12 protein-coding genes and 1 pseudogene are annotated in these 17,355 nt (G+C 33.8%); 12 read left to right on the top strand and 1 reads right to left on the bottom strand.

What is annotated here, in order from left to right:
- Positions 1-5 precede the first annotated feature (5 nt).
- From FTU98_RS07280 to FTU98_RS07310, 7 genes and pseudogenes are all read left to right on the top strand, one after another.
- Positions 6-1,253: an N-6 DNA methylase gene (locus FTU98_RS07280; RefSeq protein WP_180050847.1), complete on the top strand. Its 1,248-nt coding sequence runs from the start codon at positions 6-8 to the stop codon at positions 1,251-1,253.
- Positions 1,254-1,265: 12 nt separating this feature from the next.
- Entirely contained in the window at positions 1,266-1,529 is a 264-nt protein-coding gene (locus FTU98_RS07285) for a DUF4258 domain-containing protein (RefSeq protein WP_180050850.1), read from the top strand.
- A gap of 163 nt (positions 1,530-1,692) precedes the next feature.
- Positions 1,693-2,397, top strand: a pseudogene (locus tag FTU98_RS07290) (type I restriction-modification system subunit M N-terminal domain-containing protein); the annotation flags it as partial.
- A gap of 71 nt (positions 2,398-2,468) precedes the next feature.
- Complete coding sequence (locus tag FTU98_RS07295) at positions 2,469-3,722, top strand: site-specific integrase (protein WP_180050853.1); 1,254 nt, start codon at positions 2,469-2,471, stop codon at positions 3,720-3,722.
- Positions 3,715-5,418, top strand: a complete 1,704-nt coding sequence (locus tag FTU98_RS07300; RefSeq protein WP_180050856.1) for a hypothetical protein — start codon at positions 3,715-3,717, stop codon at positions 5,416-5,418. The genes FTU98_RS07295 and FTU98_RS07300 overlap by 8 nt, the downstream gene beginning before the upstream one ends.
- A complete protein-coding gene (locus FTU98_RS07305) occupies positions 5,415-7,373 on the top strand; it encodes a hypothetical protein (protein WP_163170011.1) in 1,959 nt (652 codons plus the stop codon). The genes FTU98_RS07300 and FTU98_RS07305 overlap by 4 nt, the downstream gene beginning before the upstream one ends.
- Positions 7,345-7,731 carry a hypothetical protein gene (locus FTU98_RS07310; RefSeq protein WP_163170012.1) on the top strand — a complete coding sequence of 129 codons (387 nt, stop codon included), beginning with the start codon at positions 7,345-7,347 and terminating at the stop codon, positions 7,729-7,731. Before FTU98_RS07305 ends, FTU98_RS07310 begins: the two co-directional genes overlap by 29 nt.
- Positions 7,732-7,743: 12 nt before the next feature.
- On the opposite strand, the gene FTU98_RS07315 is transcribed toward FTU98_RS07310, so the two are convergent.
- Entirely contained in the window at positions 7,744-7,971 is a 228-nt protein-coding gene (locus FTU98_RS07315; protein WP_163170013.1) for a helix-turn-helix transcriptional regulator, read from the bottom strand.
- A gap of 80 nt (positions 7,972-8,051) precedes the next feature.
- Here FTU98_RS07315 and FTU98_RS07320 point away from each other — a divergent pair, with 80 nt between their 5' ends.
- The 5 genes from FTU98_RS07320 (at position 8,052) to FTU98_RS07340 (ending at position 17,346) form a co-directional block, all read left to right on the top strand.
- Positions 8,052-8,546, top strand: coding sequence for a hypothetical protein (locus tag FTU98_RS07320; RefSeq protein ID WP_163170014.1), 495 nt, complete (start codon positions 8,052-8,054; stop codon positions 8,544-8,546).
- 216 nt (positions 8,547-8,762) lie between these two features.
- Positions 8,763-12,038, top strand: coding sequence for a helicase-related protein (locus FTU98_RS07325; RefSeq protein ID WP_180050859.1), 3,276 nt, complete (start codon positions 8,763-8,765; stop codon positions 12,036-12,038).
- A 2-nt stretch (positions 12,039-12,040) separates the two neighbouring features.
- Entirely contained in the window at positions 12,041-12,721 is a 681-nt protein-coding gene (locus tag FTU98_RS07330; protein ID WP_180050862.1) for a DUF4391 domain-containing protein, read from the top strand.
- 2 nt (positions 12,722-12,723) lie between these two features.
- Positions 12,724-15,438: an ATP-binding domain-containing protein gene (locus tag FTU98_RS07335; protein ID WP_180050865.1), complete on the top strand. Its 2,715-nt coding sequence runs from the start codon at positions 12,724-12,726 to the stop codon at positions 15,436-15,438.
- Positions 15,439-15,462: 24 nt separating this feature from the next.
- Entirely contained in the window at positions 15,463-17,346 is a 1,884-nt protein-coding gene (locus FTU98_RS07340) for a site-specific DNA-methyltransferase (protein WP_257220025.1), read from the top strand.
- The last annotated feature ends 9 nt before the right edge of the window (positions 17,347-17,355 follow it).

A 17,355-nucleotide genomic window follows, 5' to 3' on the forward strand; every position in this document is an offset into this window, starting at 1 on the left:
TGACAATGAATATTTCAAAAGATATTTTTAAATATGTAGATTTACTACGTGGTGATATGCCTGTACAGGATTCAGTGCAGCTGTTTTCCGTCATCGCTTTCATGGTAAAAAATGATATAGATGGTATCAGTAATTTATTACGCTTAAATAAACAAGACACTGTTGAACAACTGAAATTAAAGATAGCATCAGATGAAAGGTTGCACTGGTTTAATTCGAATTTATTTACAGTTGGCAGCACACAATTACAAGAAATTATTCAGTTTTTTGTAGAACTTCGTCATTCTAACCTAGATTATGAGATTCAAGTTTTAACGATGCTGACTAATCTATATCTTTCTCTAAAGTTAGAAAATATAGACTCTGAGGTGGTTACCAATATATTTAATAAGTTGGTGGGTTCATGCAAGGGCAAAATCTTATACGACGGAGCCTGTGGGCTTGCGCTTACTCCGATAGCATTGCAAGCTGAGAAAACAATTTTACGAGATATTAATACCACTGCTATAGGTATTGCTTCTATCTTAGCGAATTTAGCTGGAATTGAAGTTAATATTAAACGGTCTGATTCATTGGTTGAAAATGAAGCCTCACATGGTGTTGATCTTGTTGTAAGTAATCCGCCTATTGGTCTACGAGTACAATCGCAATTAGTGTCAGGTAATGAGTACCTGAAAGAGCAATTCATTCAGGCAAAAATTCCATCAAGTGCATCAGAGAGTTTATGGATTCAACAAGCACTTTATCAGCTCAATGATCAAGGAAAAGCATATTTACTTATTATCCCGGGTTGGTTATTCCGAGGGGGGTATGATGCTGAACTACGTGAAAAGCTAGTTGAAAAAAATTTGGTTGAATCTGTAACGCTTTTACCTGCTGGTACGCTTTTAAATTCAGCGGTAGAAATGAGCTTATTAGTTCTGAATAAGGCGAAAGACTCACATGACATTCGCTTGGTTGATGGTCGAAATTTAGGTGTCAAAAAACGAGGCAAACTTGTACTCACTGATGAAGAAACTCAACACATCGTCAATTTAATTAATGGATGTGATACCGAGTCGAATTTGGTGAAAGATGTTTCGATTCAAGAGGTTCGATCTAAGAAGTATAGCTTGCACTGTTCCGAGTATTTTGAGCATGAATTAAAGCTAGCAGAACTTAATTTGGATGAGGAATTGAAAGCATTGAGTGCTTTGCAAAATGAATATTCAATCACTCAAGCAAAGCTCACTCAGTTGCTGAGCCAAATTTAAGGGAGAGATGTCATGTACGATACCAAGCATGTTCAGAAACGAGCACAACAGCGTGGCATTACCAAAGACATGATCAACTTTACTTTAGATTATGGTGTCATCCAAGGCGATCGATGGTTCCTGAATCGTAAGTTATTGAATGAGACAATTCATGAACTTGAAGCACAATTGAAAGTTGCCAAGCGACTTAGAGATAAAGGTGGTGTAGTTGTGGTCGCAGATGGAGAAGCTTTGCTCACGACCTATGATTTCGATAGCCGTAAGATGGCGTATTAAGGTTCAGTTCAAGAATATTAGGTTCAAAAAGATTTCAGATCAATGCTTAGCGACAATAAATGTCGCTAAGTAGAAAAATCGTCATTTTCTAACGACTCTTCAAATATAGAATAGGGTTAGATAAATGCAAGTTATTACAAAATATATATTTTTAGGTTAATACATGGATCATTCAGTTCACAACAAATTGGTTTCTTTTATCTGGTCAATTGCGGACGACTGCCTACGTGACGTTTATGTACGTGGTAAGTACCGTGACATCATTTTACCAATGGTGGTATTACGTCGTTTAGATACCTTATTAGAACCAACCAAAGCTGAGATCTTAGCTGAAGTCCAAGACCAACAAGCCGAGCCTGATTTTGTAGAATTGGATGATTTACCACTACGCCATATTTCAGGTTATGTGTTTTACAATACCTCGCAATGGACGCTTAAAAGCCTATTTGAAACAGCGACTAATAATCAGCAAATTTTATTAGCAAATTTTGAAGACTACTTACGTGGCTTTAGTGACAACGTTAAAGAGATCATCGACTGCTTTAATTTATTTGCTCAAATCCGCCACATGGCAAACAAAGATGTTTTGCTGGACGTATTAGAAAAATTTGTATCGCCATACATCAACCTGAGTCCATTTGAAACGCAAGATCCGAACGGCTATAAGCTCGGTGGTTTGTCTAACCTTGGTATGGGTTATGTCTTTGAAGAGCTGATTCGTAAATTTAACGAAGAAAATAACGAAGAGGCAGGTGAACACTTTACCCCACGTGAAGTAATTGACCTGATGACGCACTTAGTCTTTGACCCCATCAAAGACCGTATTCCGTATGCCTTGTCTGTGTATGACCCAGCGTGCGGTAAGGGTTACATATATAGTTGACATCGTAAGTATTACAAGCAATACTATGGACATATCTATTTAGATGAATCTTCTCAGTGACTAAAACATCAAATATAAAATTAAACCTACATACAATTAAAATTGATGATCAACGAGTAGAGTTTCTTAAATCTAATAACACATCAGATTATGACCTACCGCAAATATATTGGAATAATAATAAGGCATGGGATGAAGCAAACTTATTTGCTTATGATTTACTCGTAAATGAAGATTTAAGCTTAAAGACAATAAAGTCATATATGTTCCATTTACATGCATATGCCGCATGGTTAGAAAATAACAATATTGATTGGAAACATTTTCCAGAAATGAGAAGTGAACGTTGTTTGATTTTATTTCGTGGAGATCTAATTAAAAAAAGAAATTCTTTAGAATTACGACCTTCTACTGTTACTCATAGAATGAGAAGTATTATAAAATTCTATAGATGGGTTAAAGAAAAAAACTTAATTGATATAGATTTTCCAATGTGGAAGGATAAAACTTATACTAAAAAAATAGTAAATAGATTTGGGTTTGAAAATACATTAGAGATAATATATGCAGATGTATCTATTCCATTAGTAAGTCAAAATAATAACATTGGATTGGAAGGTGGAATATCTCCTATTAATCCCAGAGAAGTACCAAATATTATTAATGTGGCAAAAAAACACAGTAGTATAGAATTATATCTTATGTTGAAGCTGGGCTTTTACACTGGAATGAGAATTGGAACTATTTGTGATTTAAAGGTTGCAACTTTGGAAAACTCTATATTACTAAAAAATAAAAGTATGAGTACTATTCATGTAGGGCCAAATTCTTCACCACCAGTGAGTACAAAATATTCAAAAGATGGTGCTATTTTAATACCAACAGATTTAGTTCATGAGTTAATTGAGTATTGTTATAGCACTAGACGCTTAAAAAGAGTTGGAAACGCTGTAGATGAAAATTCTGATTTAATATTCTTGACTAGAAATGGTGGGAATTACCTAAATCTAAATAATAAATCAATTAATGTTTCGATGCATAGATTAAGAGTTTCAGGTTTAAATTTAGGGTATGATGTTTTTAAGAGTTTTCATTTTCATCAAACACGTTCAACCTTTGCAACAGTATTAATGGAATATTGTTTAAAAAAAATGTCAGCAACCAATGCTATACAGTTAGTTAAAGATGCCTGTATGCACAAGGATGAGTCAGTAACTTTTAAGTACATAAAGTTTTTAGAAAAATCAAAAAATTTAGAAAAAATATCAAACGAATATACTAATGTTTTTTTAGGAATCGAAAATGAATGATAAGATTCCAAAATTAATTATTGATAATATTATATATGGTTCTCACGAAATAAAATGGGATCTGTCTATACTGCTTTATAAAGATGCTGTATTAGAATCTAGAAGATTAGTGGGTGAGCTTATAGAGAATGGTGATTTTGGAAAGCCTATATTTGAACGTTTAGGATTTGTTGTTAAAATTTATGAGTATTTTTGTTTTATTATAAATAAAGGTATGGCTGTTAGTACAATTAAGTCTGAGCTAGAGAAAATATTTCTATATTTTAAATGGTGTGAAAAATTAGAAAGGAATATAAATGAAGAGACTTATGAGAAAAACTTTATTGATTGGGCAAATTCAACTTTAGAACAAGTTAAATTAGGAAAAGTAAAAAGCTATCCAAATTATAAAAAATGTTCTGTTGTTGCAAGAGTTTTAGCTAGGTCAATGGGTATAGATATAGCAAAACCTGGCACATATCTGATGAATAAAACTAGATTGGTTAGGTATGACGAAAAATTATCACTTACCACTCATAGTGATGAGTTGGATTTTAATAAATTTGGGTGGTTTTTAAAAGATATCTCAGATGGCTTATCCTTAGATGTTGTGCGTGGAATTTTACCAATACGATTAAAATTAAGGAATGGTAAGGAGTTAGTGTTAAAAGGGAATTTAATGGATGAAAATATTGAATTTGATAAGTATAGATATTTTTCTGATAAAAAAAATGTTTTAGAAGCAAGACGAGCATTATATCCTCATGAAAGTTTATTGGATAAACATAAACGTTCAAAAATTTTAAATTTGAGAATTGAAACTGAACTTTTCATATTTATTAATCAAACTGGTATGAATCTATCACAAGCTCGTAGTCTCAAGATAGACGATTATAGATGGCAAACTGATAACGAGTACTATTCGGTTTTTAAGGTTTATAAGGGACGTAGACAGGGTGAGGCTTCATTTAAATGTTTTAAAGAATATAGGGTCATACTTCAGCGTTATCTAGATTGGTTGAAAAGTATTGGATTTAATTCTGGTGATAGTTTATTTCCTTATTTATATAGAGGAATTATTAAAGCTGATAAAAATAATGGCTCACCAGAATTAATCAGGGATATATGTTCTGAACTGGATATAACATATTATAATATATCAAAAATAAGGAAATTTAGAAGTAACTGGTTTGATGAAAAAATTGAAAGTGTCGATGATATTGAAGAAGTGATGTCTCATTCAGTCGATACATTTAATAAAAACTATAAGAAAATAAATTTTGATAAAGCGATTAATGAAATCTCTAATTTTCATAATCAAAGTATTGAATTTTTAAAAAGTTCAGGTGCAGGTTTATGTTCTTCTAATAAAACCCCTCCTATTTCTATCGATGATGATTTTGATATTAAGCCCGATTGTTTAAGTCAAGAGGGCTGCTTATTTTGTGTATATCATAGAGATATCTTAAGTTTTGATTATTTTTTTAGGCTAGCAACTCATGCTTATATAAAAGAAATCGAATTGAGTATTAATCCTGCAATTGAGAGTCATCCTGCTAAGTTGGTTATTAATAAAATAAATGAAAAGCTTGATGCTTTAAGTAAAGTAAGTATCAAGGAAAAAAAATCGGTATTGAAAGCTAGGTCAGAAGTTAGATCTGGTAATTATCACCCTGAGTGGGCCGATTTAATAGAAATTCTGGAGAGAATGAAATGACTGAATTTTTGTATTCTCTGCGTTTAGATTCAGATTTTATTAGTGAAGAATCACCAAATTATAAATTGGATGCTTGGCCACCTCACGGTGATACTCCTGTAACATGTGATAGTAATAATAATATTGTGTCAATATTTAATGACAATATTTGGGATTTCACTGCTTATTGTAATAAGAATGTTAAATTCAATTTTGGTGATGAAAGTCAAAAAAAAGGCTATATAATTGATTGTAAAAATATTTATTTATTTAAAGTTATAGCTGCATATTGGTTATGGGGGGCTGGTTCTGTTAAAACGATTCAGAATTTGATGGTAAAATTAGCTAAATTAAAGCCATTAATTTATGTGTGTTCAAAAAACAATATATTAATATCAGATCTTAATAATCATGATTATGTTTTAGAGGAAATTGCTTCAATATATAAAAGTCAAACAAGTAGGTTGTTAAATTTATTGAAAAACTTGTATGCTGATAGTAGTGAAATTGGTTTTGTTCTATTAGATTATAACTCTATAAAAAAATTATCAAAATATTTTGATGAAGATTATGTTACACAAACGCCTTACATTCCTTATAGAATCTGGTCATATCAGATTTTAAGATTTGAAGAGTGCTTAAAAGATTTTTTAAATCATAAGAATGAAATTAAGCACTTATTTAATTCTATGATGGATATTTATCAATCTAGATCATATAAAAGATCTAACAGAAAAAAATTTTTAAAATATATTCAAGAATTAAATTTATCTAATGTATTTGAAAAGTGGGTTGAAATTGATTCGAGTGGTATTTCAATTAGAAATTTTTCAAGATATTTGAGTTTAATTAGTTTTTCAGCTATCGCTTATATTGTGAATTATTCTCTTATGAGGATTGATGAAGCATCTCAATTAAAATATGGTTGCTTTATTGATAAAGAAATAAATAATGAGAAATATTATTTTATTCAAGGTGAAACAAATAAAACTATAAAAGATAAAGAAGCTCTGTGGATTGTTCCCTCTATTGTTAGCATAGCAATCGAGGCAATTTCTATTATTTGTGAGCTGAGATTTAGTGTGTTACAAAAAAATGGGTTTATATCACAATCAATTGAAGAATTTAGGCCATATTTACATTTAAATTCTTTTGAACCTTGGGCTTCTTCAGCTAATGATTTTGAAAAAATTTCCTTAATTAATGAAGTACGTCGATATAATGAAGCGCTACACATGTGGCCAAAACTGTTTGATCACAACCAGCTTGTAATTCAAGAAGAAGATTTGAAAATTGCAAGAAAAATGACTTCTTACTTAGATGAGACAAAATTTAGAGTTGGAAATATATGGCCCTTAGCTTGGCATCAGTTGCGTAGAACTGGCGCTGTTAATATGTCGGCATCAGATTTAGTTCAGGATGAAAGTTTACAGTATCAGTTAAAGCATAGTAGTAAATTTATGAGCCTCTATTACGCAAGCAATGCTTACAAATTAAACTTTGATTTAAATGAAGAGGTTGGTGAGTTATTTATGCAAGAATGGCACATGCATAACGTTTCAAAAAATCAGGAATTGGTATCTGAAAACTTTATTTCACCTCATGGTTCTAAAAGAAAAGCTCAACTTATTTCTACAATTACTCTAAAAGATCATACATCCCTGTTAAGTCTTTCTAAATCTAAAAAACTGAATTACAGAGAAACTTTCCTAGGTGGTTGTACTAAAAGTGGTGATCCATGTCCTTACGGAGGTATTACTAATATTTCAATGTGTATGGGAATTGATGGTAATCCACCTTGTGATTCAGTTCTATTAGATAAAAACAAATTACCTTTTATGTATCAGTTAGAAGATTTTTACCAGAAAAAATTTAACAATCATGAGACTGATTCCATACCGGCAAAGGCTACACTGCAACAATTAATTTCTGTAAGGAAAGCTATTAATGTCATTAAATCAAATGAAACTGAGTAAAGCTGAGCTTCAATTCTATGAAGCTTTTATGCGTTTAAAAGAAAATAAACCTGTTCATTTACCCAAAGGGACACCTGTAACTCAGAATAATGTCGCAAAGGAAGCAGGTGTTGACCCGTCAGCTTTAAGGAAAAGCAGATATCCAGAATTAATTAAAGAAATTCAAGCTTGGGTTGAATTGAATGATCAAAAAGAGATATCAAAAAAGAAAGTCGCAAAAAAATTAAATTCTGAAGTTGCTGAATTACAAGTGACTATTAATACATTAATTGAGCAAAGAGACAATGCTATGTCTAAACTCTTAGCTGCTCAAATTAAAATAATAGAATTAACAAATAAAATCAATGATTTAAAATAAATTAATGGAAATCTATAATACTCTTTCTAAGAATCTGATTATAGATATATCTAATACGCTTAACCAATCTTGTAGTTCCAATACATCGATACGTCTGTCTAAATTTTCAACTTTTGCAACGTATGACTGAGGTTTTTTTAAAGACGTAGCTAACTCTACTTGAGTTATTTTTTTTGACTCACGTATGGCTATAAGTTCTCGTATAAGTTTTATATATCTAGGATCGTGTATTGAGCTCATAGCTCAAGATGTTGTACTATTAGCAAAAATATCCCAAAATAGGATATTTTTACTGGTTTTTGATAATTCGGCAGATTTGTATGTATGTAAATCAATCTCTTAAGAGTTGTTTGGTTAAATTTCTGGCAACCACTGCCTTTAAGGCAAAGGAATTTAAAGATATTAGAAAGATGTTTATTGAAGCCTATCCAGAATTTAAAGCAAAAAAGTTTTATCAAAAAATCTATCAAACTGTTAGAGAGCTACAAGAATATGGTTTTATATCAGTTGATAATTCGACATGTACCTATAAATATACATCAGCGTATAGAAGTTGTGATTTGCTTGATTATCTATCAAATGAGACTACTTCATCTTCTATTCAAGAACAATTATATCAAGACTGCACTCGGCTTGAAGAGGAGGTAGATAAAGTAAAATTAGAGATAGAAATACTAGCTAAGTATATGCGTCTATATCCAATAATAGTTGATAAGATTTCTCGTTGTGTGTTGGATGCACAAATGTATTTGAAAAGTCTTCAATCAGAAATCACTGTATTAAACAAACTCATAGGCTGTATTTCAAAAAATTGACGGGCAATGAGAGTTTTAATTCCTGTGTATTTAATTGTTATTGCATATTTTCAGTATCAATTTTATGGTCAATAAATCAGATAACTTTTTTTGAAATCCCAGATACTTTCTAAGAAATTTGAGAATCATCAGGGTGATTACAACTTCATGAATTTTCACATATAAAATTTAAGGCTGCTATAATTTAGTATCTGTTATATTTTCTGCTTCACCCTTATGAAACTCATTGATAACATTAATAATATATTAGGCTCAGATATTGGGGAAAATCTAAGTAGTAAGTCTAGATTGAAGATTGCTGCTTCATACTTTTCCATTTATGCCTATGCTGCTTTAAAAAAAGAATTAGAAAAGATCGAAGAGCTGCAATTTGTTTTTACATCTCCAACCTTTGTCGCTGATAACGTCACAGATAAGCTAAAAAAGGAAAAACGTGAATTTGTCATTCCTAAACAAGATCGTGAAAGCAGTCTGTACGGGACAGAATTTGAAATTCACTTAAAAAATCAGTTATCACAAAAAGCAATTGCTAAAGAATGTGCAGATTGGATACGACGAAAAGCAAAATTTAAGTCAAATAATAGCAATGCGCCGATGCAGGAATTCATCAGTATTCAGAAACCTGAGCAGTCATTGACTTATATGCCTATTCAGGGGTTTACCCCAATGGGTCTTGGCTTCGAGAAAGGTAACGCCATTTCAAATATGGTCAATTGCTTTGATGAGCAGCCGATGGTGCAAACCTATATTCAGCTATTCAATCAAATTTGGAATGACCCTTCAAAAGTTGAAGATGTCACCAGTGAAATTATTCGACACATTGAGTCTGTCTATCAGGAAAATCCGCCTGAACGTATTTACTTCTTAATGCTTTACAACATCTTCAAAGATTTTTTAGAAGATATAAATGCAGACGTTATGCCGAATGACCTGACAGGTTATCAAGATACCTTAGTATGGAATAAGCTGTTCAATTTCCAAAAAGATGCAGCAGTAGGCATTATCAATAAACTTGAAACCTATAATGGCTGTATCTTGGCGGATAGTGTGGGTTTAGGTAAGACCTTCACTGCATTGGCAGTGATCAAATACTACGAATTACGAAACAAGAGTGTTCTGGTTTTATGTCCTAAGAAATTGGGAGCAAACTGGACGAATTATAACGCCAATCTAGTCACGAACATCTTTGCTAAAGACCGTTTTAGCTACGATGTGCTGTATCACACCGATCTTTCTCGTAAGGGTGGTGAAACCCTAGGTATAGATTTGGCGAAAATCAATTGGGGCAACTATGACTTGGTTGTCATTGATGAGTCGCATAACTTCCGTAACCGAGGCACGTTTAAGGATCGTGAAACACGTTATGACCGCTTAATGAATCAAGTGATTCGTCAGGGCGTGAAAACCAAAGTGTTAATGTTATCTGCTACGCCAGTTAATAATCACTTTACTGACCTTAAGAATCAGCTCGCCCTTGCTTATGAAGGGAATGCAGCGTTATTGGAAAATAAGCTCGATACTGAACGAGATATCGAAACCATATTCCGTAGAGCACAGGCCAGCTTTAATGCCTGGGCAAAACTAGATCCTGCCCAACGGACAACTCAAGCGATTCTGAACCTTCTAGATTTCGATTTCTTTAAGCTTTTGGATAGCGTAACGATTGCTCGTTCAAGAAAGCATATTCAAACTTTCTATGACACCAAAGATATTGGACAGTTCCCTCAACGACTCAAGCCGATTTCATTCCGTTGTGCATTATCAAACGATCAGGATAGTGTTTCTCTGAATCAAATTTATGCAGATCTGTCTTTAATCAAGATGTCAGTTTATGCACCAGTCAGTTATATCTTTCCAAGTGCTTTAAAAAAGTATGAAGAAATTTTTGATACTCGTGTAGAAGGCAAAGGTAAATTAAGACAGGTAGACCGTGAAAAAAGTTTACAGGCCCTGATGACGGTCAACTTGCTGAAACGCCTAGAAAGTTCTGTCCATGCGTTTAGGCTGACATTGAACGTTTTAAAGAAAAATATTGAAAATGTACTCGCTAAAATTGCGGACTTTGAAGCTCGTCAGGCTGATGATGAGGTGAGTATTTCACCCGACTTTGGCTATGATGAGGATGAGAATGGTGAGTTACTCAATACCGAAGATCTAATCGGAAATAAGCTCAAAATTCATTTGGCTGATATGGATCTGTTGAGCTGGAAAACGGATCTAGACGGTGACTACCACATTATTCTCGGTTTACTGCGAACGATTCAGCCAATTACCGCAGATAAGGATGCCAAATTACAACATCTTAAAGCGCATGTTGTTGAGAAAATTCAGAACCCAATTAATGCCAATAACCGTAAAGTCATCATATTTACTGCCTTTGCGGATACAGCGAATTATATCTATGAGCATATTGCTCCTATCCTGCTGGAAGCCTATGGTTTGCACAGTGCCAAAGTGATCGGCAGTGATAATACTTCAACGATCAAGACCAGAGTGGGAAGCCGTCAAAGTTATGATATGCAGGGCTTGCTCACCCTATTCTCTCCACAATCAAAGCAAAAAGCAGACATATTCCCTGAAGAGTCCAGAGAAATTGATGTGCTCATTGCAACGGACTGTATTTCTGAAGGACAAAACTTACAGGACTGTGATTATTTGATTAATTTCGATATTCACTGGAATCCTGTACGTATCATTCAACGCTTTGGGCGTGTGGATCGTATTGGCTCATCAAACAGCGTCATTCAGCTCGTTAATTACTGGCCTGATATTAGTCTGGATGAATATATTAACTTGCGAGAACGGGTCGAGAATCGCATGGTGATCGTCGATATGACAAGTACGGGAGATGATAACGTTCTCAGTGCCCAAGCCAATGATATTGCCTATCGTCGTGAACAATTACAGAAACTACAAACTGAAGTTTTAGACTTGGAAGATGCCAATACAGGGGTTTCGATTACCGATTTAGGTTTGAATGACTTCCGTATGGATTTGCTTGGCTATATGGAAGAGCATCCTGAATTGGAGCGATTACCGAATGGATTACATACTGTTGTGCCTGCACAGCCAGAACTCGGTTTAAATGCGGGAGTAATTTTCACTTTAAGAGCACGACATCCTGAGTCGCCTAACAGCCAAAGCAACCGCCTATATCCATATTACTTAGTTTATATTAATCAAGGCGGTGAAGTCGTTTATGACTACACCCAAGCCAAATATTTATTGGATGTAGCACGTAAAGCATGTCGAGGAAAAGATCATCCGATTCCTGAAGCATATGAAAAGTTTAATGAGAAAACCAATGACGGACGAGATATGAGTCAATATTCAGAATTGTTGGATATTGTGATTCATACCATTCAGGACGTAAAAGCTGAGAAGGATATTGATAGCTTGTTTTCAGGCTTGACTACATCAGCGTTGGTAGATGTGGTTTCTGGATTAAACGACTTTGAGCTGATTAGCTTTATTGTGATTGAAGAATCTTGATCATGAAGTTATATAAATTTCCACCCCAGGCTAAAGTGGATCGGTTAATTCCGAAAAATAAGTTTTATGAGCAAGGTAAAGCCAATAGCAAGATCGAACAATTATTTGTTAATCAAGTGGAAAATATACGGTGGGCGTACAAGTTGGCTTCATCTACAATTCACCTCCAAGATCAGGAAGATTTGAAGGAAATTCAAATCTTTCGAGTAAAAAGTCGGGTTGAAGATTTAGATGTGTCAATACTATCTTTCATTGATAAACTCATTCTCACTCCAATTATTTTTGAAGTTGTTTATCAGGATAAAGTTAAAGTTGTGGCAACCTATAAGCGTTTGAATCAAGCAAATAAAACTAAAGCTGTGATAGGTCAATATTATGCTTCGGAGTGGCTAGAAGATCATGATCGTATTGAATTGCCTCTTTATTTAAAACTGGCTGATCTATATGAACATTTCATCGCACAGATGTTGCCGATTACATCAAGCGAAGATTCAGGAGACGATGATGAATGCGTTTCTATTGAACTTAAATTGCAAAGAGCTCAACAACTTGAAAGCTTGCAAAAGCAGCTCGATAAGTTGAAATCCAAGTTAAGAAATGAAAGGCAATTTAATCGGAAGGTTGAATTAAATAAAAAAGTGAGTGAATTAGAATCGCAACTCGCTCAAGTAAGAAGGGGGTAAGCATGTTAGATAAAGGAATTCAAGAAATTGCACAAGATACAGTGGATATTCTTGCTGATATTTCAAATAAAGCAAAAGATGCATTAAAACTGTCAGGTTATTCACAGGATGTAATTACTGCTAACTCATTTACTGATAATGCTTTTTTGACTTTAGAAACTGTTTATGATTCTAATCGACGAGATAATTTAATTTTAGCTTCTGAACCTGTATTTATGCGTGTGGATTTGGAAGATGTTGACGGAAATTATTGTCGGAGTATTTATATTTCACAGGTTGCTCCACCAGGCTTGAGTGTTTGTCAGACAAAACCGATTAATGTTGTTAGTTATCGTGCCCCTATGGGGCGAATTGCATCTTTATCGCCAGGTGCAGATTTTCTGATTAAGGAACAAGAATATTATATTGGTCAAAAAATTAAATTTACACCACGCCAAGTTGAACAATTGTGGGATGGATTTGCAGTTGAAATTTTTTCAGAAGAAGAAAAAATTAACCTAGAGTCTTTTAGAGCATTGCTTGATAATTTAGAAGAGCAAGGTATAGATGTAGAAGCATATTTACAAGCAATTGCCGAAGAAGAACAGACCACAGCAGGTAAAATTAAAAATTTGACCCGTAATATACGCTCAGGCATGTCTTTACGTAACCAAGCAGCGCTTGATGAATACCAAGATGAAATTTTTCGTTTACCCGTAAACTCACAACGTATTATTTTAGGGCCACCAGGTACAGGTAAAACCACAACTTTAATTAAACGTCTAGGACAAAAACTTGATAAATCTCAAGGGGTACTATCTGAGCTTGAAGAAGGACTTTTAAAAAAATTAGGTAGGGATGGTCAAGGATTTAATGATTGGCTGATGTTTACGCCTTCAGAGCTATTAAAAGAATATTTATTTAAAGCATTTAATATAGAAGGCATAGCCATTAGAGATAATCTAAAGACCTGGTTAGATTATTCTAAAAATATTGCACGTAAGAACTTTGGCATTTTAAGAAGCTCGACAAATGGCTCAGGATTCTCGATAGAAACAAGTGAAAATATCAAACAACAATATGTTGATGATCCACAGTTTTTATATAGTAGTTTTCAATCTTATATAGAAAATGCTTTAAATTTAGAGTTAAACAACGGCATTAAAATTTTACAGCAAGCCTCTGGTTTAAATGATGAAAAACTCATTGTAAAAATTCGCAACATTATTGAAAGTGATACGAAAGTATTGAGTAAATATCGCCAACTTTTTGAACTAGAAAATCAAATTAAAAAAATGATTGAAAGTGAAAAATTAGTGAGCGATAAAATTATTCAAGAAGAGCGGAATTTACTGTTTAACATAAATGAAGGTATTTTTAAAGAATTAGCTCGCTTTTTAAATAACTTCAAAAATGTAGATGCTGAAGAAGATGATGAAGAGGCTGATTACGATGATGATGAAGTAGAAGCTGGCTCTGTCACGCATTCACAAGAAGCAAAAGCTTTAGTTGAATATCAAAAGTTTTTAAAAAAATTAGCACGTTATCACTATTTGAAAAAAACGTTTAAGAAAGGTAGTAAGGATGCCAAAATTGCTGAATGGTTAGGGGAAAAGCTTCCTTCAGAAGAGCGATTACTACAATTAGGGCGAAGTATTACTTTACAAAATGGTTTACGTCATAACCTAAACTGTTGGAAACGAATTTATAAAAAACCTGTAGGACTGTATAAAAAATTTAGGAAAGAAGAGCATTACCAACATTTTTATAGCAAAGAAAAATTAGAGGTACAAAAGATCTCACAAGCAGAATTAGATTTAATTTTGTTGGTGATTTTACGTAATTTAAAAGATTTGTTGAAAGAGCCATACATTGTTAGAAACCTTAATGAAATTGCTTTTCAAGAGCTTAAGGGTTTACGTGAAGGTTTGTTTAAAGACCAAATTATGGTGGATGAAGCCACAGATTTTTCTGCGCTACAACTTGCGTGTATGCAAGCCATGACGAATCCATTACTTAATTCATTTTTTGCGTGTGGTGACTTTAACCAACGATTAACTACCCAAGGGATTAAAGATCTAGTTTTACTCGAGTGGATTTCACCTGATTTAAAAATTGCACGTATTAATACAGTGTATCGTCAGAGTCCAAAATTAAATGAATTTACCCATGCCATTTTAGATTTAATGGATGAACAAGATATACAGGCACGTTCTGAATTGCCAAAGTTTACAGACTTTGAGGGTTTAGCCCCTGTGATTGCAGAATATCATGATGATTTAGATGATATTGCTTATTGGATTACTCAACGCATTGGGGAAATTGAGCGTTTGGTGAATACCAATCATACAGAAGAACAAATTTTACCTTCTATTGTAGTTTTGGTAAAAGATGAAGCTGATGTACAGCCGATGGCGAAAAAACTTACAGAAAATTTAGATGAGTTTAATTTAAAAGCGATTGCATGTTTGCAAGGTCAAAGTGTAGGCAATGCAACGGATGTACGTGTATGTAGTATCGAGTATATTAAAGGGCTAGAGTTTGAGGCTGTATTTTTTGTTGGCGTAGATCAACTGTTACAGCAGTATCCTGATTTATATCAGAAATTTTTATATGTCGGTGCAACCCGTGCAGCCAATTATTTAGGTGTAACGTGTGCCGATGCATTGCCAAGTGAATTAGAACAATTACGTCCATATTTTGGTGAAAACTGGGATATGGAAAGTTTAGATTTTTAAGATTAAATGATTGAGATGATAAAGATGTCAAACCAAGACCAGTTAAAAATGCACTCCCCCAACCTAGTCGATACCAACATTGAAAAGATTTCAGCACTGTTCCCAAACTGTATTACCGAGACCAAAGATGAAAATGGTGAGCTGAAAAAGGCTGTTGATTTTGACTTGCTTAAACAAGAACTTTCACAAGTTTTGGTTGAAGGTGAGCAAGAACGTTACCGTTTAGATTGGGTGGGAAAAAAAGAATCTATTCTGACTGCCAATGCACCTATTGCGAAAACCTTACGTCCATGCCGTGAAGAAAGCGTTAATTTTGATAAGACAGAAAACTTGTTTATCGAAGGTGATAACCTCGAAGCCCTGAAACTTCTCCAAGAGAATTACTTGGGCAAGGTCAAAATGATCTACATTGATCCACCATATAACACAGGTAACGATTTTATTTATGAAGATGATTTTGCAGAAAGTACCGATGAGTTTTTTGAACGTTCGAATCAAGTAGATGAAGAAGGAAATCGCTTAATTGCGAATACTGAAAGCAATGGCCGTTTCCATTCAGAATGGCTGAGTATGATCTATTCTCGACTAAAATTAGCTAAAAACTTGTTAAAAGACGATGGCGTTATTTTTATTAGTATTGATGATTATGAAAAAGATAATATCAAAAAGATTTGTGATGAAATTTTTATAGGTAATTATGTTGCGACAGTAGTTTGGCAAAGAGCTTTCTCACCGAAGAATGATGCTAAATATTTGTCCTCTAGTCATGACTATGTCTTAATCTATGCGAAGAATATCAATAGCTTTAAAGTTGGAAAACTTCCGAGAACAGAAGAAGCAAATGCAAGATATAAAAACCCAGATAACGATTACCGAGGGAAATGGGTTTCGGGAGATTTATCTGTAAAAACCTACTCTAAAGAATATGATTATCCTATAACTACACCATCTGGAAAAATTATTAATCCATCACATGGTTCATGTTGGAGGGTAAATAAAAATAAATTTAATGAATTAGTAAAAGATAATCGTATTTGGTTTGGTGAAAATGGTGACAATGTACCTCGTTTAAAGCGATTTCTGTCTGAGGTGCAGGATGGGATGGTTTCGACTACATTATGGCTGCATAACGATGTAGGACATAATCAAGAAGGACGGCAGGAAGTAAAAAAATTATTCGATGATAAGGGATATTTTGATGGGCCAAAGCCTACTCGCTTATTATCTAGAATTCTTCAAATCGCTAATACTACTAAAGATTCTATTATTTTAGATTTTTTTGCAGGTTCTTCGACTACAGCACATGCTGTAATGAAGTTAAATGCAGAAGATAGTGGCAACCGAAAATTCATCATGGTTCAATTGCCTGAAAAAACAGATGAGAAATCAGAAGCATTCAAGGCTGGTTATAAAAGTATTGCTGAAATATCTAAAGACCGTATCCGTCGTGCAGGTAAAAAGATTATAGAAGATAATGCCAGCAAAGAAGGGATTGAAAACTTAGATATTGGCTTCCGAGTCTTAAAAATCGACTCAACCAATATGAAAGATGTGTATTACACGCCAGCTGCTTTGAAACAAGCTGATATGCTGGATTTAGCTGATCACATTAAATCAGACCGTACATCTGAAGATCTCCTATTCCAAGTCATGTTGGATTGGGGGCTTGAGCTGTCATTACCAATTGAACGTAAAAATGTTGCTGGAAAAGAAGTGTTTTATGTGGCAGGTAATAGCCTTGTAGCGTGTTTTGATGATTTAACATTTGATGTGGTCGATGAAGTTGCCAAAGATCATCCTTTACGCTTCGTATCAGCAGAAAAAGCTATTCATCTGGATCATGATAAAACCAATATCAAAGAACGCTTTAAACAGCTCTCTCCTGATACCGAAGTCAAGTTTCTTTAAGAGGGTTAG

The organism is Acinetobacter sp. YH12211, assembly GCF_013418015.1.
GTDB classification, from domain to species: domain Bacteria; phylum Pseudomonadota; class Gammaproteobacteria; order Pseudomonadales; family Moraxellaceae; genus Acinetobacter; species Acinetobacter towneri.